This window comes from Nocardiopsis oceani, assembly GCF_054777395.1.
The window spans coordinates 131,463-155,187 of sequence record NZ_BAAHAR010000006.1; the positions used below are offsets into that span (position 1 = coordinate 131,463).

Here is a 23,725-nt window from a genome sequence, read left to right on the forward strand (position 1 = left end):
CCGAGGATGTGCGTGGACGCCAAAGGACCGCGGGGCCGCTGGGGGCCGACCGCGGTGGGGCGCCGGTCTACGCACGGGTGGAGAACATGCGGGAGAGATTAGCAGGCGGGGGCGGATCAGCCTAGGGGCACCAGCCGCCACTGCTGGTGGGCGTGGCCCCCGTTGTCCGCTTGGACGACCATGGTGCCGTTGTCGTGGCCGCCGCCCTCCCCTTCGAGGGCCTGCCCGGTGGCCCGGTTGACCAGGCTGACCGTTCCGTCCCCGGCCTCGGCCACGGTCCAGTGCTGGTTGTGCGCCCCGGTCCGGGTGAGGATCGAGGCAACGGGCTGGGCCTCCTCGTCGGCGGGGATCTCCAGCAGCTTGTCACTGCCCACCCCGACGACTTCGTAGAAGCCGTCGTCCAGGGGCACGAACCGCCACTGCTGGTTCCCCTCGTCGTGCCGGTCCCACAGGTGGACGTGGGCCCCGTTCTCCTCGGAGGCGCCCGCGACGTCGGCGACGCGGTCCCCGTGCACGTTCTGGATCACGTAACTCGCGTCGGGGTCGAGCCCGGCCGGGTTGGCCTCCTGCTCTTCTTCCTCTTCCTCCTCGGGCTCTGAGGCCTCGTCAGGAGCGCCCGAGGGCTCCACGAGGATGCCCGACACCACGGACATCTCGTCGGGGTCCGCCTCCGTCTCGGCGACGAACACTCCCGCGAGGTATCCACCGAGAGCAACGACCAGGACCAGCGCGAGGGCGCCGGCGACCATCGGCCACCTGGGCACGTGCCCATCCGAGGCGTCGGCACGCGTTGCTCTGCGGTGGGACATGGCGGGGCTCTCCTGCGGGGGCGGGACGATAGGGGTCATATCGGAACCGCACCATCTCACACCGCGTGCTTCCCGCGCGTCCGTCCGGCCCCGGGTTCACCGTGACCGCTCGGTAGGGTGTTCGCCCATGGAAGCCTTCGGAGTGCCCTGGTTCATCGTCGTCCGCTACCTGGGGCCGCCTCTGTTCCTCCTCGTGGTGGGCGGTGCCCTGCTGCTGTGGCGGCGACCGGAGCGGGCCGGTCTGGCGTGGACGGCTCTCGCGGTGAACCTGCTGGGGGCGGCGCTGCCGTTCCTGTGGATCGGTGTGCAGCTTCTCACCGGGCAAGGGGACCTGACGGTGATCGGCCTGGTCATGACCCTGTTGCAGCCTGCCGTGGTGTGCCTGGCCTGGATTCTGCTCCTGCTGGCGCTGGTGTGGCGGCCGCGGGCCGCGGAGTCGGTACCGGATGGCGAGGGGCTCGGAGACGGAGCCGAGGAGGCGGACCGGGAGACCGAAAACGTAGGATGACTCAACATGAGCTCCCGGACCGGTTCGACCAGCCCCTTCTCCCCCAGCGCGGCGCTGGGTTCGCTTCCCCCGGTCTGGCTGGTGATGGTCAGCATCATCTCCGTGCAAACCGGCGCGGGCGTGGCCAAGAACCTGTTCGACGTCCTGCCCCCCGCCGCGGTGGTGTGGCTGCGACTGCTGACCTCAGCGGTACTCCTCGTCCTGCTGGTGCGCCCGGCGCTGCGCGCCCGGAGCCGCACCGACTGGATGGTGGTGGTCGGCTACGGCGTGGCCCTGGCGTCGATGAACTACTTCATCTACCAGGCCTTCGCCCGCATCCCGCTGGGCATCGCGGTCACCATCGAGTACCTGGGGCCCCTGGCGATCGCGATCCTCGGTTCACGGCGCCGCATCGACCTGCTCTGGGCGGGCCTGGCCGGGCTGGGCGTGGCCGCACTGGGCATCGAGTTCGGTGAACTGGACCCGCTGGGCGTGCTGTTCGCGGTGCTGGCCGCGACCGCCTGGGCCGGGTACATCCTGCTGAGCGCGGCCACGGGGCAGCGATTCAGCGGGGCCTCCGGGCTGGCCATCGCGAGCGTGGTGGGCGTGGTCGTGATGGCGCCCGCCGGAATCGCCGAGGGCGGCGCGGCCCTGCTGGACTGGCGCCTGCTGCTGTTCGGCCTGGCTGTCGGGGTGCTCTCCTCCGTGGTGCCCTACACGCTGGAGCTGACCGCTCTGCGCCGCATGCCACCGAGGGTGTTCGGGGTACTGATGAGCCTCCAGCCCGCGGCCGCGGCCCTGGTGGGGCTGGTGCTGCTGGGGGAGCTGCTGACCGGGTGGCAGTGGCTGGCGGTGGCCTGCGTGATCGCCGCGAGCGCGGGCGCGACCCGCAGTGCAGCCAAGCGCGAGGAGCGGGAGCGCCGGGCGCGGGAAGAACGGGAGCACGAGGAGCGGGAGCGGGAACGGGCCGAGACCAATACGAGTGCGGACCCGGACAACTAGAGACCACGGGTCAGTGCCGCTGAGGCACTGGAACGGCAGCGCACCGCCACGAATCCGGCAAACTTCGCACCGAGTGCGTTTTCTCCAGCGCGCGGCGGGCTATTCATCCCGCTGGGAAACGGACCCGTTCCTGACTCGCACTCGAAGGGGAATCCATGCGCATCGCCGCCAAGCTCACCCTGACCCTGCTCTTCACCGCCAGCCTGCTCGGGTTCGGTGCCGGCGCCGCGTCCGCCGGCACCGACGCGTGGCAGTACTGCGCCAACCAGCAGCAGTCCGTCGGGGTGATCAACCTCAACCTGAACCTGTTGAACTCCTGCATCGCGCAGTTCAACAACTAAGGGTCCGTTCGACCCCGCTGAGGGCCCCGGAACGCGTTCCGGGGCCCTCAGTGTGTCCGGGGCCAAGGGCGTACTCCACCGACGCACCCCGCCCGTGACCCCTGGTCGCAACGGTCGGCGGGGGCGCGTCCGGCAGCGCCGACCCGTGTACTACGCTGTGTCGTATGCTTGCATCCCCGGCCTCCGCGACGACGGCCACGAACACGATCGCCCCGCTCGCGGCGGAGGACCTGGACGACATCGTCCTCCTCGGTGTCCCCCTGTGGGGCTGGCAGATCGCCCTCGCCGCCGTCGGCGTCCTCGCGCTGATCCTGCTCGCCCGCACCATCTGGAACCCGACCGTGAAGTCGGTCCGCGCCTGGGCGTTCGGCAACATCGTCGTGAACGCCGGGATCGCCGTCACCGGAGCCACCGTGCGGGTCACCTCCTCGGGCCTGGGGTGCTCCGAGTGGCCGCAGTGCACCCCCGACAGCTTCGTGCCGATCGACACCGGGCACGCCGCGTTCAACGCCGCCATCGAGTTCGGCAACCGCACGCTGACGTTCCTGGTCCTGGCGGTCGGCGTCATCACGCTCGTCGCCGTCGCCCGCATGGTCCCGCGCCGCCGGGACCTGTTCGTCATGGCCGCGATCATCCCCTTCGGCGTCATGGGGCAGGCCCTGGTCGGCGGCATCACCGTCTGGAGCAACCTGCACCCGGCCGCCGTGGCCACGCACTTCCTGCTGTCCATGGTCATGGTCTTCATCACCGTGGCGCTGTACGTGCGCTGCCAGGAGCCCGCGGGCAAGCCCCAGGTCTCCGTGGGACCCATGCTGCACGCGGTGAGCATCGGCCTGGTGGTGGTCGGCTTCCTGCTGCTGATCGCCGGAACCGTGGTCACCGGGACCGGACCGCACGGCGGCGACGCGGCGGCCCCGCGCTGGAACCTGGACCTGCCCTCGGTCACCCAGGTACACGCCGTGCTGGCCTGGCTCACCCTGGTGGGGAGCATCACGGCCGTGGCGATCGCGTTCCGCACCGGGGCGGCCCGTCCGGTCCGCTTGAGCAGTGCTCTCCTGCTCGTCCTGGTCATCCTGCAGGGCGTTCTGGGCTACACCCAGTACGCGATGGAACTGCCCGAGACGCTCGTGGTGCTGCACGTGCTCGGTTCCGGGCTCACCTGGGTCGCCGTCGCCCGCCTGTACTTCTCCACCACCCGGCTGGTTCCCGAGGCCGGGAGCCTCAGCGGCGGGGAGGCTGGCCGTGGCGCGGAACGTAGTCCTGCTGAGCCTGCGCCTGAGAGATAACGTGCGCGAAGTCGGCACGGCGCATGAAGCCCGAGTCCGTCGGGTTCTCCGCCCATCCCGGGGTCACCGGCTGCGGTAGGCGCCCGAGGAAGGTGTCCCGGGCCACGTGCATCAGTGCCAGGAACGAGTCCCGCCTGACCTTCCAGTCCTCACGGGGCAGGCCGGCGTCCAGCTTCTGGTGCAGGAGGGCGAGCTCCGTGGCAGCCAGCTGGTACTCCTTCATCGCCTTGCGGCCCCGCGGGCCGGCGTTGCGAGCGGCCCACTCCCTCGCCTGGCGCCGCCCCGCCATCGAGCTGAGCATGGTGAGGTCGGCCGGGGTGACCAGCCCCGTGGAGATGTAGGGCGGGAGGTAGCGGTCGATCGCCGCGACCTGGCTTCGGCGGTCGCGGGCGGCAACCCCCAGGATGCCCAGGAGCACCACGAACAGCACCAGGTAGGCCAGGCCCAGTCCGGACCAGCCGAAGAAGGTCGAGCCGTTCCACAGGGCGTGCAGCAGCACGGCCGCCACCCACCCGGCGATCGGCGCCAGGAAACGGAACCCGCCGGTACGCATGGCCGCGTACGCCACGCCGAGGCCGATCATCGCGGTGTAGAGCGGGTGCCCGAAGGGGGCGATGAGCCCTCGGAGGGCGAAGGTGGCGACGAGCGTGCCGTCGAAGAAGGCGCTGAGGAAGTAGAGGATGTTCTCCGTGAAGGCGAAGCCGGTCGCCACCATCCCCGCGTAGACCACCCCGTCGGTGAAGGTGTCGATCTCGTGCCGACGCCTCCACAGCAGGATGAGCAGGACCAGACCCTTGGCGCTCTCCTCCACGACGGGGGCCACCACCGACGTGGTGAGGAAGTCCGCCGCACCCTCGCCGAACAGCGGCACCGCGAAGTAGGCCATGCCCCAGCTGTTGAGCACGAACGACGCGACGACGGCCACCCCCGCACCCCAGGCGAAGGCGAAGAACAGCACCCAGCCGGGTTCCGGTTCGAGCCGGTCGAGCATGAGGATCAGCGGGATGAGGATGGTGACCGGGATGATCGCGGTGGCCACGCTGACGACGAAGCCGGTCCCACCGTCGATCCCGGCGGCCGCTCCCCCGGCCATCGCCAACAGCCACAGGTACACGAACATACCGATCATGCACACCACGCTGACGGTGGTGCCCAGGATGAGGGTCATCGAGTAACGGGAGCGGCGACCCTGGAGGATGGCCTTGCTGTCGAGACGGGGCATGAGCACAGATCGTAGCGGGTCGGCGGCCCCGTCGGAGGCGCCGGGAGGGCAGGCGCGGCGAACACCGAACCCGCTACCCTGCGCCCCACCGGTTTCCTGCTTCTCGCACGGCACGAGTACGGCAGAATCGGACCCCACTGTTCGCCACTCGGGAAGGCCGACCATGGACCAGAACAAACTCACCGCCCAGCACGACACCGGACTCTGGGGCCTGCTGCTGCGTATCGGGGCCGTGGCCAGCCTGGCGACGCTCCTGTGGGAGTTCGTCACGGCCGGGCAGCTGATCACGTACAACATGGACTTCCTGCCGCTGCACTACGGCGGGGCCTTCGCGGTGCACGCTGCCACCGGTCTGCTCGCCCTCGCGGCGCTCATGGTGTGGCTCCGGTCCCGGGGCCGGACCACGGGAACCCGGTCACCGGAGCTGACCCTCCTCGTCGTGAGCCTCGGCGCCTTCGTGACGGGTTTCCCCCAGGCCGCCACCGGCACCTACGGCCCGTTGCAGCTCCACGTGCCGTTGGCGCTGCTCCTGACGGCCCTCACCGTGTGGGCGGCCGTCCTGGCCTTCCGCCACCGCTCCGCGGCCGGCTGACACCGGGGTCGGCCGCCACACCCCCGTGAACGACGAAGGCGGCGCTCCCTGCTCCGGGAGCGCCGCCTTGCGCGTTTCGGGGCCCCGCCCTAGGCGACCAGGCGCGCGATCAGCGGGTCGATGGTGACCGCCGCGAACAGCAGCGCCAGGTAGGCGTTGGACAGGTGGAAGAAGCCCATCGTCTTCAGCTTGGCCCCGGTCACCCCCGCCTTCGAGCGGCTGAGCAGCCGGTGCGCCTGGAACACCAGCAGGGCACCCAGGATGAGGGCGACCGCACCGTAGAACCAGGTGGTTCCCGCGACCGGCCAGAAGATGAGGGAGACCACCACGGTCGCCCAGCTGTACAGGACCGACTCGAGCAGGACGCGGCGGTCGCTGGCGACCACGGGCAGCATCGGCACACCGGCGGCCGCGTAGTCCTCGCGGTAGCGCATGGCCAGCGTCCAGGTGTGCGGCGGCGTCCAGAAGAACACGACCAGGAAGAGCACGAACGGCGCCCAGTCGAGGCTGTTGGTCACGGCCGCCCAGCCGATGAGGACCGGCATGCAACCGGCGATACCGCCCCACACGACGTTCTGCGCGGTGCGCCGCTTGAGCAGGATGGTGTAGACGAAAATGTAGAACGCGATCGCGAAGACCGACAGCACGGCCGAGAGCACGTTGACGAACGCGAGGAAGCCGACGGTCGAGCCGATCGCCAGGATCAGGCCGTACACGAGGGCGCCGCGCGGGGTGACCAGGTCCATCGCACCCGGCCGCTGGCGGGTGCGACGCATCTCACGGTCGATGTCGCGGTCGATGTAGCAGTTCATCGCGTTCGCGCTGGCGGCCGACATGGTTCCGAAGACCAGGGTGGCGACCGCGATCCACAGCGGTGGCACTCCCCCGGCGGCGACGAACATCACCGGGATGGTGGTGATGAGCAGCAGCTCGATCACGCGGGGCTTGGACAGGGCGACGTAGGCGCGGACGTAGGCGCCCACGGAGGCCTTGCGGGGGGCCTCAGGGGCGTTCGCGGGGGTCTGGTCGCTGTGGGCGCGGTTGGTGAGAGCCATCAGTGCCGAGTCCCCACGTCCGGACGCTCTCGTGTCCCCTGGGGGGCCGGCTCGGTTGCAGACACGCGGATACCTCGACAACTCTTAGGGATTTCGACACTGCTCGCCACGCGGGGTCGATCGAACCGACAAAGCGTCAGGATCAGCGGAAACCCCGTCAACGACATACTGTAGTACTTGCTTCCGCGACCCGGTGACCACCCCCCTGCGAAGGGATGACCTCCGACCCGGGTGGCCCCCTGACCTCCGGCCCTGACACCCGCCCGCGCCCGCGGATGCAGGAAAAGGTTCGCACAGGCCCCGCCGTGCTTCCAACGTGCCACGCGCCCCAAGGAGAGCCCAAGAAGAGGGAACGAACCCGTACACCTGCCGCACTACCCGCCGGTAAGGGGAGGTGTCGGGCAACGACATCCCCGGCCGCGGACGATAGGCTCGCATTCGGCCCCGTTCGTGGTCCCCCACCATGGGAACCGCGCTCCGGCAAGCCTGGCCCAAGTGCTGTGGCCCAAGCGTCACGGCCCGGCCCCTCAGTGACACGGGGGCCGTGCCCGGTCCGCAGCCGAAGGCGACCCCGCCCTCCAGCGCTCCCCGTGGCCCGCCCACCCGGCGAGTCGCCACCGGGGTGCCCGGCGCCAACCTTGCACACACAACCCACCGCCCGCCCCGGAACCGGGTGCACGGGTGCCCGAGAAGGAGACGTAAGTCCGTGAACGCCCACACCCCGAAAAACCTGGAGTGGTCGGACCTCGACCTCCGCGCCGTCAACACGGTTCGGGCGCTGGCCATGGACGCGGTAGAGAAGTCGGGTAACGGACACCCCGGCACCGCGATGAGCCTCGCGCCCGCCGCCTACCTCCTCTTCCAGAAGGTCATGCGGCACGACCCCGCCGCGCCCGACTGGGTGGGCCGGGACCGTTTCGTGCTGTCGGTCGGCCACTCCAGCCTCACGCTGTACATCCAGCTCTACCTGGCCGGCTACGACCTCCCTCTCGAAGAGCTCAAGGCCCTGCGCCAGTGGGACAGCCTCACCCCGGGCCACCCCGAGGTCGGCCACACCGCCGGTGTGGAGACCACGACCGGCCCGCTGGGCCAGGGGCTCGGCAATGCCGTCGGCATGGCCATGGCCGCCCGCCGCGAGCGCGGCCTGTTCAACCCCGAGGCCGGTCCGGGCGCCAGCCCCTTCGACCACCACGTCTTCGCCTTCTGCTCCGACGGCGACGTCCAGGAGGGTGTGAGCCACGAGGCCAGTGCCCTGGCCGGGACTCAGGACCTGGGCAACCTCATCATGCTCTGGGACGACAACCAGATCTCCATCGAGGACGACACCCGCATCGCGCACAGCGAGGACGTCGTCAAGCGCTACGCCGCCTACGGCTGGCACGTCGAGGAGGTCGACTGGACCGCCACCGGAGAGTACGTCGAGGACGTCGACGCCCTCTACCAGGCGATCCTGCGCGGCAAGGCCGAGACCGGCCGCCCGACCTTCATCCGCCTGCGCACCGTCATCGGCTGGCCCGCGCCCAACAAGCAGAACACCGGCGCCATCCACGGCGCGGCGATCGGCGCCGAGGAGATCTCGGCCACCAAGGAGATCCTCGGCCTGCCCGACGAGCCCTTCGGCGTCGAGGACGCCGTGATCGAGCACACCCGCAAGGCACTCGACCGGGGCCGCGAGGAGCACGCCGCCTGGGACGAGGCCCTGCACGCCTGGCGCAAGGGCGCCGGTGAGCAAGGCGAGCTCTTCGACCGCCTGCAGTCGGGCAAGCTGCCCGAGGGCTGGGAGAAGTCCCTGCCGTCCTTCGAGGCCAGCGAGAAGGGCATGGCCACCCGCAAGGCCAGCGGTGAGGTGCTCAGCGCCGTCGCCCCGGTCCTGCCGGAGCTGTGGGGCGGTTCCGCCGACCTCGCCGGGTCCAACAACACCACGCCCAAGGGCGAGCCCTCCTTCCTGCCGTTCGACCGCGCCAGCAGCATGTTCCCGGGCAACCCGTACGGGCGCGTGCTGCACTTCGGCGTCCGCGAGCACGGCATGGGCTCGATCCTCAACGGCATCGCGCTGCACGGCCCCACCCGCCCCTACGGCGGCACGTTCCTGGTGTTCAGCGACTACATGCGCCCGGCCGTGCGGCTCGCGTCGCTGATGAAGCTGCCCGTCACCTACGTGTGGACGCACGACTCCATCGGCCTGGGCGAGGACGGCCCGACCCACCAGCCGATCGAGCACCTGTGGGCGCTGCGCGCCATCCCCGGCCTGGACGTGATCCGTCCGGCCGACGCCAACGAGACCGTCGTGGTCTGGCGCAAGGCCGTGGAGAACGCCGACGGCCCCTCCGCGCTGGCGCTCACCCGCCAGAACGTGCCGGTCCTGGACCGCGAGGAGTACGCCGCGGCCGAGGGCGCCGCGCAGGGCGGTTACGTGCTGGCCGAGGCCACCGGCGGCACCCCCGAAGCGATCATCATCGCCACCGGCAGCGAGGTGCAGCTCGCCCTGGAGGCCCGAACCGAGCTGGAGCAGGGCGGTACGCGCACCCGCGTGGTCTCCATGCCGTGTGTCGAGTGGTTCGACGCGCAGAGCGAGGAGTACCGCGAGCAGGTGCTGCCGCCCTCCGTCCGCACCCGGGTGTCGGTCGAGGCCGGTATCGCCATGGGCTGGCGCTCCTACGTCGGTGACGCCGGCGTCTCGGTGAGCCTGGAGCACTTCGGTGCCTCCGCGCCCTACCAGACCCTCTACGAGAAGTTCGGCATCACCTCCGAGGCCGTCGTCGCGGCGGTCCGCGACAGCCGGGCCAAGGCCGGAAGCTGACGGCTCGGGCCCGCCGGGACGACCCCCGGCGGGCCCGCGTCCCGTGTGTGCGACAAGGGCTGTGAAGCCCTGCGAGGAAGGCGTGAGAACCACATGAGCACCGCCCTGAAGGACCTGTCCGAGGCAGGTCAGTCCGTCTGGCTGGACGACATCAGCCGCGACCGGCTGCGCACCGGCAACTTGGCCGAACTGATGTCGACGCACCACGTCACCGGTGTCACCTCGAACCCGTCGATCTTCGACAAGGCGCTCGCCGAGGGCGACGCCTACGACCTCCAGATCCACGAGCTCGGTGTGCGCGGGGTCTCGGTGGGCGAGGCGGTCCGGCTGCTGACCGCCTACGACATCCGCTGGGCCGCGGACAGCCTGCGCCCGGTGTACGAATCCACCGACCGCGTGGACGGGCGGGTCTCCCTCGAGGTCGACCCGCGGCTGGCCCGGGAGACCGAGCGCACCGTCGCCGAGGCGCGGTCGCTGTGGTGGCTGGTCGACCGGCCCAACCTGATGATCAAGATCCCGGCGACGGTCGAGGGCCTGCCCGCGATCACGAAGGTGCTCGGGGACGGCATCAGCGTCAACGTCACCCTGATCTTCTCGCTGGAGCGCTACCGCGAGGTCATGGAGGCCTTCCAGGCCGGGCTGGAGCTGGCCCGGCAGAACGGCCACGACCTGTCCCGCATCCAGTCCGTGGCATCGTTCTTCGTCAGCCGCGTGGACGCCGAGACGGACAAGCGGCTGAAGGCGGTCGGCAGCCCCCGCGCAGAGGAGCTGCTCGGCCGCGCAGCCATCGCCAACGCGCGCCTGGCCTACCGGGACTACGAGGAGGTGTTCTCCACCGAGCGCTGGAAGGCCCTGGCCGCGGAGGGCGCCACCCCGCAGCGCCCGCTGTGGGCCTCCACCGGCGTGAAGGACCCGGCCTACTCGGACACGCGCTACGTCACCGAGCTGGTCGCCCCGGGCACCGTCAACACCATGCCGCAGGCCACCCTGGACGCCACCGCCGACCACGGCGAGGTCACCGGGGACACGGTGCGCACCAAGTACGTCGCGGCCCAGGCCGACCTGGACGCCCTGGGCGAGGTCGGCGTGGACCTGGACGACGTGACGCGCCACCTGGAGGAGGACGGCGTGGTCAAGTTCGTCGACTCCTGGGAGAGCCTGCTCGGCCAGCTCACCATGAAGCTCGACGAACTCTCCTGAGCCGGAAGCCCGTTCTCGAGTACTGACCCGCGTCCGCGCGTGAGCCGCGCGGACGCGGGTACTACCAGCCACCGAACCACCGGCCACTCTCGACAGGAAGCGCGGAAACCAGTGAAAGAACCGGTGATGCCGGGAGCGGTACCCAACCCGCTCCGCAACGCCCTGGACCGAAGGCTTCCCCGTATCGCCGGGCCCAGCGTGCTGGTGCTGTTCGGTGTCACGGGTGACCTGGCCCGCAAGAAGCTCCTGCCCGCCATATACGACCTCGCCAACCGGGGCATGCTGCCGCCCGGCTTCGGCCTGGTCGGGTTCGCGCGCCGTGACTGGGAGGACCAGGACTTCGCGGCCGAAGCCCACGAGGCGGTGCGCAAGTACGCGCGCACCCCGTTCCGCGAGGACGTGTGGAAGCAGCTGAGCGAGGGTGTGCGGTTCGTGCAGGGCGACCTGGACGACGACGCGGCCTTCGACGAGCTGGCCCGGACCGTGCGCGAACTGGACGCCGACCGCGGCACCGGTGGCAACTACGCGTTCTACCTGTCGCTGCCGCCCAAACTGTTCCCGACCGTGGTCACCCAGCTGAAGCGCTGCGGCCTGGCGCAGCCGGAAGAGGGAGAAGGGCCGGGGGGGACTACTCCCTGGCGCCGGGTGGTGATCGAGAAGCCGTTCGGGCACGACCTGGAGAGCGCCCGGGATCTCAACGCGGTGGTGGACGACGTGTTCCCGCCGTCGTCGGTGTTCCGCATCGACCACTACCTCGGCAAGGAGACGGTCCAGAACATCCTGGCGCTGCGCTTCGCCAACACGCTGTTCGAACCGCTGTGGAACCGCAGCTACGTGGACCACGTGCAGATCACCATGGCCGAGGACATCGGTGTGGGCGGCCGCGCGGGCTACTACGACGGCATCGGCGCGGCCCGCGACGTCATCCAGAACCACCTCTTGCAGCTGCTCGCGCTCGTCGCCATGGAGGAGCCCGTCTCCTACAGCGCCGACGCGATCCGCGCCGAGAAGGAGAAGGTCCTTTCGGCGGTGACGCTCCCCGACGACCTGGCCAAGGGCACCGCGCGCGGCCAGTACGCGGCCGGGTGGCAGGGCGGCGCGGCCGTCGCCGGGTATCTGGAAGAGGACGGCATCCCGGCCGACTCGGCGACCGAGACCTACGCCGCCCTGCGGCTGGACGTGGGCACCCGGCGCTGGTCGGGTGTGCCGTTCTACCTGCGCACCGGCAAGCGGCTGGGCCGCCGGGTGACCGAGGTGGCGCTGGTGTTCCAGGCCGCGCCGCAGCAGATGTTCGCCCGCTCCGACATCAGCGAGCTGGGGCAGAACGCCCTGGTGCTGCGCATCCAGCCCGACGAGGGGGTCACCCTCAGGTTCGGGTCCAAGGTGCCGGGCGCCTCCATGGAGGTGCGCGACGTGAGCATGGACTTCACGTACGGGCAGTCCTTCACCGAGGCCAGCCCCGAGGCCTACGAGCGGCTCATCCTGGACGTGCTGATCGGCGACCCGCCGCTCTTCCCGCGCCAGGAGGAGGTCGAACTGTCCTGGCGGATCCTGGACCCGGTCGAGGAGTACTGGGCCAAGGCCGGCCAGCCCGAACAGTACGGTTCGGGCACCTGGGGCCCGGAGTCCGCCCACGAGCTACTCGCAAGGGACGGCCGCCAGTGGCGCCGCCCGTGACCGCCGGAGTCCCCGCGGGGAGGAATAGATGACGCTCTACCTGCCGCGCACCACGACCTCGCAGATCACTGAGACGCTCATGGCCGAGCGGCTCAGTGTCGGCGGGGGCGCCATGAACATGGTGCTCACCCTGGTCATCGTCACCGACGAGGCCGACCACTACGACGCCGTCCGCGCCGCCACCGAGGCGGGCCGCGAGCACCCTTCCAGGGTGGTGGCGCTGATCCGCCGCGACCCGGAGGCCGAACCGGCCATCGACGCGGAGATCCGCCGCCCCGGAACCTCGGGGCCGGGCGAGGCCGTGCTGCTGCGCCTGTACGGGCCGCTGGGCGAGCACCCCGACTCGGTGGTGACGCCGCTGCTGGTCCCGGACGCGCCCGTGGTGGTGTGGTGGCCTGGCCGGGGTCCCGCGGACCCGTCCTCCGATCCGGTGGGCCGCTTGGCCCAGCGGCGGATCACCGACGCTTTGCGCGCCCCGGATCCGGTACGCGACCTGGTCGAGCGGGTAGCCCACTACCGTCCGGGTGATACGGACCTGACCTGGACACGGCTCACCCCGTGGCGTTCGCTGCTGGCCAGCGCCATGGACCAGCCGAGCGGCTGGGTGACCTCGGCCAAGGTGACGGCCGAGCCGGACTACCCGAGCGCCGAGCTGTTGGCGGCGTGGCTGTCGGAGCGTCTGGAGGTGCCGGTGGAACGCGGCACCTCGGACGGCCCCGGCCTGACCGAGGTGCGGCTGACCACCGACCAGGGGGATGTGACGATCTCCCGGGTGGACGGCCGGGTGGCCACACTGTCGAGGACCGGGCAGCCGGACCAGACGGTGGCGCTGGCCCGGCGCGGCGCCGCTCTGGCACTCGCCGAGGAGCTGCGCCGCCTGGACGCCGACGAGACCTACGCGAGAGCGGCCCGCCATCTGGGGCCGCTGCTCGCTGGAAGCGGAGCATGAGGATGAGCGAACCGGAGATCGTCCGCACCACCGACGCGAAGCAGCTCGCACAGAGCGCGGCATCGCGGTTGGCGAAGCTGATCGTGAGCGCCGAGGCGGCCGATCGCGAGTTCCACCTGGTCCTGACCGGTGGCGGTGTCGGTATCCAGACACTGGCCGCCTTGCGGGACGAGGCCAAGGGCAGCGGTATGAAGTGGTCGCACGTCCACCTGTGGTGGGGCGACGAGCGCTTCCTGCCCGAGGGCGACCCCGAGCGCAACGAGACGCAGGCCTGCGAGGCGCTGATCGACGACATCGACATCCCGGCGCACCAGGTGCACCCGATGCCGTCCTCGGACGGTACCGACCACAGTGAGGTGGAGCGGGCGGCGACCAACTACTCGCAGGCGCTCTCCGTGGTCGCGCGGGGCAAGGGCCCTGTGCCGGAGTTCGACGTGTGCCTGCTGGGTCTCGGCCCGGACGCCCACGTGGCGTCGCTGTTCCCGGGGCTGCCGGGAGTACACGAGGACGAGGCGGCGGCGATCGCGGTGCACGACTCCCCCAAGCCGCCGCCGACGAGGATCAGCCTGGCGCTGCCGTCGATCCAGAGCGCCGAGCAGGTGTGGGTGCTGGCCTCGGGTGAGTCCAAGGCCGAAGCCGTGCGCCTGGGTGTGGCCGGCGGCAGCGTGGACGAGGCCCCGGTGGCCGGTGCGCGCGGCCGGGAGAAGACGGTGTTCTGGGTGGACGAGGCCGCGGCCTCGAAGCTGTAGCCCCAGGACCGAAGGCGCCCCGGCCGGGAGCACTTGAGCTCTCCGGCCGGGGCGCTGTCGTGTTCGAGGAGAGGGTTCGCCGGGGTACGGCGGGGGTTTCGGTCAGAGCCAGACGAGCGCGCCGCAGCGGCGGTCCGCGAAGGACTCGGCGTCGCGGATGCTGTGGCATGAGCCGCCGTCGATGGAGCGGGCGATCCCGCCCCGGCCGTCAGGGGCGGTCACGCCGTAGTAGGCGTGCTCCATGGTGTCGGTGTCCTCGTCCCAGACATCCACGTAGAACGCGCGGGGGTGGGCGGGCTTGTCGGCGTTCTGATAGACAGAGTCCGAGTAACGGGTGTGGTCGTCCTGCATGGGCATCCTCAATCTGTGGCTCATCAGGCCCGGACGGTTCGGTTCCAAGCTCGCCGTCCGGGCCCCTTTTGTGTCGGGGCGACTGCCACCCTCTCTGTGATGGCCATCTCACCTTCTGCTAGGCTGGTACATGTTTTAAAGATTAACAAGCTTGTATTTCATCAATGACAGTGCAGCTTGTGAGATGAGAGGAGTTGCGGGATGGCGAAGGCGAAGACCGCCACGCTGCGGAGCCGCTGGCTGGGCCGCCGTCTCCGCGAACTTCGCGAGACCGCCGGGATGAGCGTCGAAGAGGTAGGCGAGTTCCTCCAGCGCAACATGGGAACCGTCAGCCGCTTCGAGAACGGCATCTACCCTGTGCGCCGACCGGACATGATGGCCATGCTCGACCTCTTCGGGGTGAACGACCCCCGCCATCGCGAGAATCTGATGCGGCTGAGCGAGAGTGTCTGGCAGACCGGCTGGTGGGACGGCTACCCGGACGAGTTCACCGAGTTCGTGGACTTCATCTGGCTGGAGGCCCAGGCCGCCGAACACCGCTTGTTCGACACCACGCTCCTACCTGGGCTCTTCCAGACCAAACGCTACGCCGAGTCCGCGATGCGCGCTGGCGGATTCGACAAACCCGAAGAGCAGATCGAGAAGGGCCTGGAGGTTCGGCTCCAGCGCCAAGCGGAGATCCTGAACCGGGAAAGCCCTCCGACCATGCGGGTGATCCTGGACGAATCGGTACTCCTCCGTCGCGTGGGTTCCACCGGAGTGATGCGTGCACAGCTCAGCCACCTGCTGGAGCTGTCTCAGCGCCCCCACATCCAGCTGCGCGTACTCCCGTTCTCCGCTGGGGCACACGAGAGTCCCGAGGGTGCGTTCAAGTACTTCGTGATGGATGACCCCTACCCGGACGTGGTGTACGCCGAGACCCCCAACGGCGCCGTCTACCTGGAACAGGAAGAATCGGCCCCCGCGGCCCAGCGGTACGATCGTTTGTGGGAGAAATCCCTAAAATCAGACGAATCCGCCGAGCGCATCTCGGCCCTCAACGAGGAGCCTTCGTGACCCCCGAGCCGACGTTCCAGCAGCTGTCCGAACAGGAACGCGCCACCGTCGACTGGCACATCAGCACCTACAGCGACAACGGTGGCCCGACCTGCGTGGAAGCCGGTGTGCTGGGTGACGGTTCCGGGCGGGTCGCCGTACGCCACAGCCAGCATCCCGAAGGCACCCACATCGTCTACACCCGTCAGGAGTGGGAAGCCTTCACCAACGGCGTCCGCGCCGGAGCATTCCACTTCTAGCCTGAATACGACGAGGGGCCGCACCGCGCGGCCCCTTTGTCATGGGTCCTGGACTAGTGGTGGCATCCGGTCTCGCCATCGCCCCAGTCGCACCAGTCGGCTCCACCGGGGATGTGGGGGCCGCGCGGCAACGAGTCACCGCCGAGGTCCGCCGAGAGGACTCCGGCACGACACTCCGCGCTACGAGGCGGAGACACCCCTATCGACCTGCTACGTGATAGATACGGCACCGGTGCGCCGACACGCACCCGGATTGCCTTGGTGTCCGATTCCGGCCGCTGTGGAATAGACGGGGCCCTCGGCACATACGCCCATGGCACATTCGGCCAGGGCATCATGACCGAACGTAGGCGACAAAACAGTCTCGTTACGCCAAATCGTGCCAACTTGGACTTAGGATCACCCGTCACGTCAGTGGTGTCCCGCGACCAGCGTCCAGGGTTCCGGTGGCGCCACGCACCCGTCCAGCCATGCAGAAAGGCCCCCGCCCGTGCCCCTGGCCTCACGAGTCAAACGAGCTGGCGAAAAGCTCCTTCCCCCCTCGACCCAGGCACGGCTGGCAGCCGAACGCCAAGAGGCCGCCGACCGGGCCGCTGAGGCGCGTCGACAGGAGAAGATCGCCCGACGGCGTACGTCGGTCATGGAGAGCGACCCGGCCGTGCGCGCCTGCGCCCTGGACGGCGCCGAGACCCTGGGCCGGACCGTTGAGCGCTTCACCGCCGCCGGCGCCAGCGCGCACAACCTCGAACTGGTCACCGCCGCGCTGGAACACGCCGGGGTCGACTACTTCCTCGTCCGCGGCCGCTCCCCGCTCCGCCACGTGGTCGGCGTCCACCGCACTGAGCGCAAGAAGTTCCTGGACGCCATGCGCGAGCTCTACGCACAGAGCGCGCTGCACGCGGTCAAGCCCGGCCCCGGCGGTGTCGTCACCGCCCGCTCCGCCTACGCGGACGGCGCGCTGGACGAGTCCATCAAGTCGGGGCTGATCATCCGGTTCGCCGAACCGCTGCTCTCCCCCGGGGGACGGGTGCTGGCCAGCCTCGAGTACGGCTGCGACGTGCAGTTCTGGCGGGACGGCGCCGCCATCCTGGAGCGCGAGGACTCGGCCGAGATCCTGAAGAAGCTGCGCACCCAGACGCCGCCCGCCGTCCTGGCCGATTCCCTGGTGGCGCCCACCCGCAACAAGGTGGCCGACGTGCTGCCCCGCGAGGAGCGCAAGCCCGCCACCCTGACGGTGAACGAGCGTCGACACCCCACGTACGAGCCCTTCACCTGGAAGCTCGCCGAGGACGTGGACTTCCCCGTCGACGTGGTCTACACGTGGGTGGACGGCGACGACCCCGAGCACGCGGCCAAGCGTGCCCGCCACAAGGGCCAGACCCCTCAGACGAACCCGCTGGCCGGCAACGCCTCACGCTTCACCGACCGCGAAGAGCTGCGCTACTCCCTGCGGTCCCTGGAGACGTTCGCACCGTTCGTGCGCCACGTCCACCTGGTCACCGATGACCAGGTCCCCGCCTGGTTGGACACCGACGCGCCGGGGATCAGCGTGGTGGACCACCGCGAGATCTTCGACCCCGAGGCCCTGCCGACCTTCAACTCGCACGCCATCGGTGCCCGGCTGCACCACATCCCCGAGCTGACCGACCGCTACCTGTACTTCAACGACGACGTGTTCCTTGCCCGCCCCGTCGAGGCATCCCACTTCTTCCACGCCAACGGCATCGCGCGGGTGCCCTTCTCCCCGTACCAGTTCGGGACCGGGAAGCCGGTGGAGGGCGAGCCCGCACCCAACTCAGCGGGAAAGAACGTGCGCGCCCTGTTCCTCGAGGCCTTCGGCCGCCACATCACGCACAAGTTCAAGCACACGCCCCACCCGCAGATCCGCCAGGTGGCGCAGGAACTGGAGGAGCGGTACCGCGAGGAAGTGGAGCAGACGACCCGGTCCCGGTTCCGTTCCCTGGACGATGTGGGTTTCGCGGCCACCATGCACCACCACTACGCGCTGTTCACCGGACGAGCCGTTCCCGGCGAGTACAACCTGCGCTACGTGGACATCGCGGCCGCCGACGCCGCCGACCGGCTGGCGGGTTTGGAGGCCTCGGACGAGGTGGACTTCTTCTGCCTCAACGACTTCGACACCCCACCCGAGGCCCAGGAGGCGGTGAACCTCATGATCCACGACTTCCTGCAGTCCCGTTTCCCGTTCCCCTCCCGTTTCGAGAAGACCGCCGGAGGGGGCGGTCAGTGACCGGTAGTCAGTGCGCGCACGGTGGTCATGTCGTCGAAGGGCAGCATCTCGTCGCCGACGATCTGGTACGGCTCGCTGCCCTTGCCCGCGATGACCACGGTGTCGCCGGAACGGGCCACTGAGAGGGCCCGGTCGATGGCGGCACGCCGGTCACCGATCCGGGAGAAGGGGGTTCCGGTGGCCTCGATACCCGGGGCGACCTGGTCCATGATCGCTTCCGGGTCCTCGTGACGGGGGTTGTCGGAGGTGAGCACGCAGCGGTCCGAGTGGGTACCGGCGATCTCGCCCATCCGGGCGCGCTTGGTGGTGTCGCGGTCACCCCCGCAGCCGAAGACCGTGTACACCCGGCCGGGGGCGAATCCGCGCACCGTACTCAGGACCTGGTCGAGCGAGTCCGGTGAGTGGGCGTAGTCCACGATCACCGAGACCCCGCGCGGAGCGGCGAAGTGCTCGAAGCGGCCCGGGATCTGCGGCATGCGTTCCAGGGCCGCTACCAGGCCCTCCAGGTGGTGCCCCTGCACATGGCAGGCGGCCAGCGCGGCGAGCGCGTTGGACACCGAGAAGCGCCCCGGCATGGGGATCGCCGCCGGGTACTTGCGGCCGTCGTGGTGCAGGACGAACCGGGTGCCCGAGGCGTCGACGGCCAAGTCGGTTGCTCGGTAGTCGGCCGGGCGCTCGACGGAGTACGTGGTCACGGCTCCGGGCATCATCTCCGGGATCGCGGCGCCCACGGGGTCGTCCGCGTTCACCACGGCGCGGCCGCACATACCCCGGAACAAACGCAGTTTGGCCTCCCGGTAGTACTCCATCGTGCCGTGGTCGTCCAGGTGGTCCTGGGTGAGGTTGGTGAAGACGCCGACATCGATGTGGGCGCCGTCGACACGGTGTTCGAGCAGACCCATGGAGGTCGCCTCCAGTACGACGCTGAGGGTTCCCCGACTGCGCATGCGGGCCAGCAGGTACTGCAGGTCCGGGGCTTCGGGCGTGCTCAGCAGCGTCCTGGGCATGGGGATCTGGTCGCCGCCGGTCCGGGCGCCGGAGGTACCGATGACCCCGATCCGCGCGCCGTTGGCGATCCTTAGCAGGGATTCGTACATGGACGACACCGAGGTCTTGCCGTTGGTGCCGGTGACCGCGACCACGTCCATCGAGCTTCCGGGCTCGTCGTGGTGGCGGGCGGAGAGGAGGGCAGCCGCGATCCGGGCGTCCTCCACCCGCACCACGCAGGCACCGGGTGGCACGGCCGGTGCGCCTTCGGGCAGGGGTTCCTCGACGACGGCGGCGACGGCACCGCGGGAGAACGCGGTGGCCAGACCGTCGAGGCCGCCCGCGCGGTGTCCGGGAAGGGCGAGGTAGAGGGATCCCGGGGCTACCCGGTCGAGGTCGACGCAGGGCGCCGCAGAGACGGGGATGTCGGGGGTGCCGCGGAGTACCCGGTGGTCATGGCCGTTGAGCAGCGAGCTCAGTTTCAGGGGGTGTCCCTTCGAAGGTGGCGCGGACGTGGAACACGACCGGCACCGGTGGTACGGCCGCGGGGTGCCGCGGGCCGCCGGAATGTGGGGACATGGGGTGGAGCCGGAGAAACAACGGTGTGACGCGGACGGGGGCGCCTGGGCCCGGAGCGTCGGAAGTGAGGTCGCTAACCGTGGCCGTGCAGGGCGCGAAGGCCGGTCTCGGGCGCTTCGCGCAGGGTGGAGGTCGACCAGGTGACCTTGGAGGGTCCGGTCGCGGGGGCCGTCGCGGCTGTAGGAGACCGGCACAGCCCTGGGGCGGCCCTGAAGGGGGCCCGCTCCACTGCGTGTGTGTCGGCCATGCCCGGAGTATACGCGCACGGCTCCGGGCTCAGGCGACCCGGGAGCTGCGCCAGAACACGGGGATGACGATCGCGGCGACCACGACGTGCGAGAACACGAGCACGGCGGCGGTCGCGGGCGTTGCCCCGGCGTTCAGGGACGGCACGAAGGACACCAGCGTGAAGAGGACCGCCGCGGCGGTCCACACCAGGCGCCCGCGACCGGCGCCGAAGAGGCGTTCGGCCACGGCCAGTGCGCCCCAGCCGACCAGGCCGAACGCGGCGCTGAAGAGTGCGAAGTCGGCGAACGACAGGGGCATCGGGTCCTGGCCGGGCGGTGCGACCTCCAGATCCGCGCCGAACAGTGGTGCGAGGAGGGCGAGGACGATATTGGCGGCCGTGGCGGCGGCCACCGCGGCCAGGCGCGGCCGCCGGGAGGCCGGTGTGCTGCGGGCGGTGCTGGTTCCGATACGGGACTCGGTCATGGTTCCTCCCCCTTGTGACGTAGGTACAAGGATGACCGTACGAATCTTTGGCGAGATTTCCTATGCGTCATTGGCTCTGCTGTATACGCGGAAGTCCATCAATCGGGTGATCTTGGATACTGTGGCGGTATGGATGTTCTCAGTGACGTCGTCTCGACCCTGCGCACCGGTCAGCCCCGCTCGGCCCGGGTCGAGTGGTACGCGCCCTGGGGCATGCGATTCTCGGATGCGGCTGGTGCATCGAGCGGAGCCGGGTTCCAGGTGGTGCTGCAGGGTTCGTGCTGGCTGCTGCTGGACGACCGGGCTCCGGTCCAGCTGGGCGCAGGTGACGTGCTCTTCCTGCCTCGTGGCCGCACACACGCCCTCGCCAGCGACCCCAATGTTGCGCCTCTCGACCTGAACTGTGTCGACTTCCTACGGGAGCGGGGCGATCTCCTGCGGCCCGAAGCGGGTGAGCCGGTACCGAACCTGAAGAGTTCGGACGGGTTCGCGCCGCCCTTCCAACGGTTCGGCGCGACCGCCGCCGGGAACGTGGGGTCGGGGGAACCGGCCTGTGTCACGGTGGGCGGCTTCTACCACGTGGGCTCCACCCGACCGCATCCCCTGCTCACCGGGCTCCCCTCCGTGGTGCACCTGCCCGCTCGGGTGGGGCAGAAGTCGGAGCTGCCGCTGGCGGTCGGACTGCTCGGCCGCGAACTGGGAACGACCCGCCCCGGCAGCGACACGCTGGTCCCGCACCTGCTGGACATGCTGCTCGTCTACATCCTGCGCACTTTCCTGGAAGAGGCGCGTTCCACGGGCGAGGACGAGGGTGCGGGTTGCGGTTTCGCGGGCGCCATGCGCGACCCGGCGGTGTACGCGGCGATCCAGGCCGTGCACCACGATCCGGCCCACCCGTGGACGGTGGCGCTGCTGGCGGATCGGGCCGGACTGTCCCGGGCCGCCTTCTCCCGGCGGTTCAGCGCGTTGGTGGGACTGCCGCCGCTGGCCTATGTGACCTGGTGGCGGATGACCACCGCAGCGCGGCTTCTGCGCGAGACGGACGCCCCGCTGAGCGCGATCGCCACGCGGGTCGGGTACACCTCGCAGTTCGCTTTCGCCAACGCGTTCAAGCGCGAGTTCGACCGCTCCCCGGGGCGCTACCGGGAGACGGCGCGGCTGGATCCGCCGGAGGAGGCGTTCGGTCCCGCATCCGCAGGGCACTGACCGTGAGTGCCGTGAACAGCACCGCGCCGGGCAGAGCATAGGGTCCGGGCCCGAGGAAGAGGGACGCCGGGCTCGCGCCGAAGACCAGCGACGCGAACCCGACGAGGGTGAGCGCAAGCATGAGGACCGCCGCCGTCCCGCAGGCCCACAGCATCCCAGGGCGCCGTCCCGCCCCGGAACGCCCGAGCTCCACTGCCGCGGCCGCGAAGGCCAGTGCGATGGCCACCGGCACGAACACCCAGGCCAGGAAGCCTGAGGAGGGGTCCTGTAGCCCCGTGACCACGAACCCGCCGGTGACCCCCAGGTGTCCGGCCCCGAGGAGTAGCCCCGCCGCGGCCGCGGACCGGGCGAGCCAACCGGGTGGTGTCCCCGTGAGACCGCCTACCGGGCCGTCCCCCGTGGCGTCCCGTTCACTCTGGCTCATCGCTGGTCCTCTCCCCCGTTGTCTCCGCTCGCCTCCGAGTCTTCCCGGTCCGGAACGGCGCCGCTTCCCCCTTGGGAGGGAGTGTGCTCACCCTGGCGAGGGAGCTGGAAGCTGGACGCGGCGGCTCAGAGTTCGCTGGGGCAGGAAGCATCCTCCGCAGGGATCTCACCGCGCAGCAGGTAGGCGTCCACCACGCCGTCGACGCAGGAGCGCCCGCCCGCGTACGCGGTGTGGCCGCCGCCCTCGTAGGTGAACAGGGTCGCGGAGGTGAGCTGACCGGCCAGCTCCTCGGACCACGCGTACGGGGTGGCCGGATCGCCGCGGGTACCCACGACCAGGAGCGGCGGCGCCATCGGGGCGGTCAGCCCGGTGGGGGCGATCTCGGTGTCGGGCCAGTAGGCGCAGGGCAGGAACGGCCACACCCCGTCGCCGCCGAAGAGCGGGGAGCCTTCCGCGGCCCGCTGGGCACCGTCCCGGTAGGCGCCGGGCTCGTCGGGGTTGGCGTGGTCGGCGCACTGCACGGCGGCGAACGCGGACTCCTCGGCTCCCGGGCGTGCGTCCTCCCTGGCGAGAGGACCCTTCAGATAATTCTGGACGAACTCGTCATCGGACTCCCCTTCGGCCATCCGGGCAAGCAAGCGGGCGTCGTTCGGCCAGTTCTGTTCGCCCTGCAGCGACCGCCGGAGCAGACTGAGCAGCGCGTCCCGGTCGACCTTCTGCCCCGCGATGGCGAGCGGGTCCGCGTCGAGGGCGGCCAGGATCTCCTCCATTTCGGCGGTGGCCGCGTCGGCGCTGGTGAACGGGCATTCGGGAGCCCCGTCCAGGCAGTAGCCGACGAAAACCTCCCAGGCCGTCTGGGCCCCCTCGGCCTGTTCCACCCCGTCGGCGATGGCGTCCCGCTCGACTTGGACGGCCCCGTCGAGGACCATGGCCCGGGTGCGGTCGGCGAACATCTCCGCGTACAGGGTCCCGATGTAGGTGCCGTACGAGAATCCGACGTAGCTGAGCTCGCCGTCCCCCAGCCCATCGCGGAGCAGGTCGAGGTCGCGGACCACGTTGACGGTGCCCATGTTGGCGAGGAACTCCTCCCCCGCCTCCTCCACACAGCTGCGGGCGTGGTCGCGGGCGCCCTCCGCCAGGGCGCGCAGCTGGGCGTCGGTGACGTCCGCCGGCTCGACGCCTCGGACGTCCGCCAGCGGCCTTTCCATGGACCGCCAGCCGGGACAGATGAACCCCTCGCTCCTTCCCACGCCGCGCGGGTCGAAGGAGACCAGGTCGAAGGAGTCGCGCACCTCCTTGCCGACGGCCAGCGGACCGGAGCGCATCGGTTCGACGCCCGGACCTCCGGGGCCGCCGAAGTTGAACACCAAGGAGCCCTGGCGAGCCTCGGCGGGACCCTGGGCCGGGTGCCGGATGACGGCCAGGTCGATGGTCTCCCCGTCGGTGTCTCCATGGTTCACGGGCACGGTGAGGGTTCCGCACTCCAGCCGGGACGTCCAGTCGGGATCGCCCTCGGTGGGATCGGCCTCAGCGAGCTCCTCCGCGGTGAAGCAGGGTTCCCACTCGATCTCCTGTCCGTAGAAGGGCAGTTCTCCGTCCTTCCGGTCGGCCGGGGCCAGCCCCGTGGTCGCGACCATGACCGCCGTCAGAACCGCGGCAGCGAGAGCCCGTCCGCCCGTGCAGCGCACCCGCACACCCTCCTTCACAGCAAGGAAACACCGAGGCTTCAATACTCTGAGTGATCATGCGTGT

23 protein-coding genes are annotated in these 23,725 nt (G+C 70.3%); 14 read left to right on the plus strand and 9 right to left on the minus strand.

The genetic code is table 11. The features are described from left to right. Nucleotides 1–116 precede the first annotated feature (116 nt). A complete protein-coding gene (locus ACYVDG_RS04990) occupies nt 117–809 on the minus strand; it encodes an RICIN domain-containing protein (RefSeq protein ID WP_460747134.1) in 693 nt (230 codons plus the stop codon). Nucleotides 810–936: 127 nt separating this feature from the next. Between ACYVDG_RS04990 and ACYVDG_RS04995 the strand changes: the two genes are divergently transcribed. The 4 genes from ACYVDG_RS04995 to ACYVDG_RS05010 all read left to right on the plus strand — a co-directional run bounded on the left by ACYVDG_RS04995 (nt 937) and on the right by ACYVDG_RS05010 (nt 3,925). After that, on the plus strand, nt 937–1,317 hold the full coding sequence (locus ACYVDG_RS04995; protein ID WP_460747100.1) for a hypothetical protein: 381 nt from the start codon (nt 937–939) through the stop codon (nt 1,315–1,317). Nucleotides 1,318–1,323: 6 nt separating this feature from the next. Next, nucleotides 1,324–2,298 carry an EamA family transporter gene (locus ACYVDG_RS05000; protein ID WP_460747101.1) on the plus strand — a complete coding sequence of 325 codons (975 nt, stop codon included), beginning with the start codon at nt 1,324–1,326 and terminating at the stop codon, nt 2,296–2,298. A gap of 155 nt (nt 2,299–2,453) precedes the next feature. After that, a complete protein-coding gene (locus ACYVDG_RS05005) occupies nt 2,454–2,639 on the plus strand; it encodes a hypothetical protein (protein ID WP_460747102.1) in 186 nt (61 codons plus the stop codon). Nucleotides 2,640–2,803: 164 nt separating this feature from the next. Continuing rightward, nucleotides 2,804–3,925 (plus strand): COX15/CtaA family protein, encoded by a 1,122-nt coding sequence (locus ACYVDG_RS05010; RefSeq protein WP_460747103.1) that lies wholly within the window; start codon nt 2,804–2,806, stop codon nt 3,923–3,925. Here the strand turns inward: ACYVDG_RS05010 and ACYVDG_RS05015 are convergent. Next, on the minus strand, nt 3,861–5,147 hold the full coding sequence (locus tag ACYVDG_RS05015) for a PrsW family intramembrane metalloprotease (RefSeq protein WP_460747104.1): 1,287 nt from the start codon (nt 5,145–5,147) through the stop codon (nt 3,861–3,863). The two genes, ACYVDG_RS05010 and ACYVDG_RS05015, sit on opposite strands and share 65 nt — an antisense overlap. A 163-nt stretch (nt 5,148–5,310) precedes the next feature. Here ACYVDG_RS05015 and ACYVDG_RS05020 point away from each other — a divergent pair, with 163 nt between their 5' ends. Then, on the plus strand, nt 5,311–5,739 hold the full coding sequence (locus tag ACYVDG_RS05020; RefSeq protein ID WP_460747105.1) for a hypothetical protein: 429 nt from the start codon (nt 5,311–5,313) through the stop codon (nt 5,737–5,739). Between the two features lie 89 nt (nt 5,740–5,828). Here ACYVDG_RS05020 and ACYVDG_RS05025 read toward each other — a convergent pair whose 3' ends face one another. Further along, the gene (locus ACYVDG_RS05025; protein WP_460747106.1) at nt 5,829–6,794 is read right to left on the minus strand and encodes a heme o synthase; all 966 of its coding nucleotides are present in this window, start codon (nt 6,792–6,794) and stop codon (nt 5,829–5,831) included. A gap of 706 nt (nt 6,795–7,500) precedes the next feature. Between ACYVDG_RS05025 and tkt the strand changes: the two genes are divergently transcribed. The 5 genes from tkt to pgl all read left to right on the plus strand — a co-directional run bounded on the left by tkt (nt 7,501) and on the right by pgl (nt 14,169). Beyond that, a complete protein-coding gene (gene tkt / locus ACYVDG_RS05030) occupies nt 7,501–9,594 on the plus strand; it encodes a transketolase (protein WP_460747107.1) in 2,094 nt (697 codons plus the stop codon). Nucleotides 9,595–9,687: 93 nt separating this feature from the next. Continuing rightward, nucleotides 9,688–10,794 (plus strand): transaldolase, encoded by a 1,107-nt coding sequence (gene tal, locus ACYVDG_RS05035; RefSeq protein WP_460747108.1) that lies wholly within the window; start codon nt 9,688–9,690, stop codon nt 10,792–10,794. Nucleotides 10,795–10,920: 126 nt separating this feature from the next. After that, nucleotides 10,921–12,471, plus strand: coding sequence for a glucose-6-phosphate dehydrogenase (zwf, locus tag ACYVDG_RS05040; protein ID WP_460747109.1), 1,551 nt, complete (start codon nt 10,921–10,923; stop codon nt 12,469–12,471). 28 nt (nt 12,472–12,499) lie between these two features. Continuing rightward, complete coding sequence (locus ACYVDG_RS05045; protein ID WP_460747110.1) at nt 12,500–13,420, plus strand: glucose-6-phosphate dehydrogenase assembly protein OpcA; 921 nt, start codon at nt 12,500–12,502, stop codon at nt 13,418–13,420. A gap of 2 nt (nt 13,421–13,422) precedes the next feature. Continuing rightward, nucleotides 13,423–14,169 carry a 6-phosphogluconolactonase gene (gene pgl / locus ACYVDG_RS05050; protein WP_460747111.1) on the plus strand — a complete coding sequence of 249 codons (747 nt, stop codon included), beginning with the start codon at nt 13,423–13,425 and terminating at the stop codon, nt 14,167–14,169. 102 nt (nt 14,170–14,271) lie between these two features. Here pgl and ACYVDG_RS05055 read toward each other — a convergent pair whose 3' ends face one another. Beyond that, nucleotides 14,272–14,520, minus strand: a complete 249-nt coding sequence (locus tag ACYVDG_RS05055) for a hypothetical protein (RefSeq protein ID WP_460747112.1) — start codon at nt 14,518–14,520, stop codon at nt 14,272–14,274. A 201-nt stretch (nt 14,521–14,721) separates the two neighbouring features. Here ACYVDG_RS05055 and ACYVDG_RS05060 point away from each other — a divergent pair, with 201 nt between their 5' ends. From ACYVDG_RS05060 to ACYVDG_RS05070, 3 genes are all read left to right on the plus strand, one after another. Continuing rightward, on the plus strand, nt 14,722–15,576 hold the full coding sequence (locus tag ACYVDG_RS05060) for a helix-turn-helix domain-containing protein (RefSeq protein ID WP_460747113.1): 855 nt from the start codon (nt 14,722–14,724) through the stop codon (nt 15,574–15,576). Next, nucleotides 15,573–15,815: a DUF397 domain-containing protein gene (locus ACYVDG_RS05065; RefSeq protein ID WP_460747114.1), complete on the plus strand. Its 243-nt coding sequence runs from the start codon at nt 15,573–15,575 to the stop codon at nt 15,813–15,815. Before ACYVDG_RS05060 ends, ACYVDG_RS05065 begins: the two co-directional genes overlap by 4 nt. A gap of 490 nt (nt 15,816–16,305) precedes the next feature. Beyond that, nucleotides 16,306–18,066, plus strand: coding sequence for a stealth family protein (locus tag ACYVDG_RS05070; protein ID WP_460747115.1), 1,761 nt, complete (start codon nt 16,306–16,308; stop codon nt 18,064–18,066). On the opposite strand, the gene ACYVDG_RS05075 is transcribed toward ACYVDG_RS05070, so the two are convergent. From ACYVDG_RS05075 to ACYVDG_RS05085, 3 genes are all read right to left on the minus strand, one after another. Beyond that, nucleotides 18,060–19,622 (minus strand): UDP-N-acetylmuramoyl-L-alanyl-D-glutamate--2,6-diaminopimelate ligase, encoded by a 1,563-nt coding sequence (locus ACYVDG_RS05075; protein ID WP_460747135.1) that lies wholly within the window; start codon nt 19,620–19,622, stop codon nt 18,060–18,062. The genes ACYVDG_RS05070 and ACYVDG_RS05075 overlap by 7 nt on opposite strands. Before the next feature lie 83 nt (nt 19,623–19,705). Next, on the minus strand, nt 19,706–19,879 hold the full coding sequence (locus ACYVDG_RS05080; protein WP_460747136.1) for a hypothetical protein: 174 nt from the start codon (nt 19,877–19,879) through the stop codon (nt 19,706–19,708). A gap of 29 nt (nt 19,880–19,908) precedes the next feature. Further along, nucleotides 19,909–20,343 (minus strand): DUF6069 family protein, encoded by a 435-nt coding sequence (locus ACYVDG_RS05085; RefSeq protein WP_460747116.1) that lies wholly within the window; start codon nt 20,341–20,343, stop codon nt 19,909–19,911. Between the two features lie 129 nt (nt 20,344–20,472). Between ACYVDG_RS05085 and ACYVDG_RS05090 the strand changes: the two genes are divergently transcribed. After that, on the plus strand, nt 20,473–21,549 hold the full coding sequence (locus ACYVDG_RS05090) for an AraC family transcriptional regulator (RefSeq protein WP_460747117.1): 1,077 nt from the start codon (nt 20,473–20,475) through the stop codon (nt 21,547–21,549). Here ACYVDG_RS05090 and ACYVDG_RS05095 read toward each other — a convergent pair. Beyond that, nucleotides 21,452–21,973, minus strand: a complete 522-nt coding sequence (locus ACYVDG_RS05095; RefSeq protein ID WP_460747118.1) for a hypothetical protein — start codon at nt 21,971–21,973, stop codon at nt 21,452–21,454. The genes ACYVDG_RS05090 and ACYVDG_RS05095 overlap by 98 nt on opposite strands. A gap of 125 nt (nt 21,974–22,098) precedes the next feature. After that, nucleotides 22,099–23,661, minus strand: a complete 1,563-nt coding sequence (locus tag ACYVDG_RS05100; protein WP_460747119.1) for an alpha/beta hydrolase — start codon at nt 23,659–23,661, stop codon at nt 22,099–22,101. Nucleotides 23,662–23,725 lie beyond the last annotated feature (64 nt).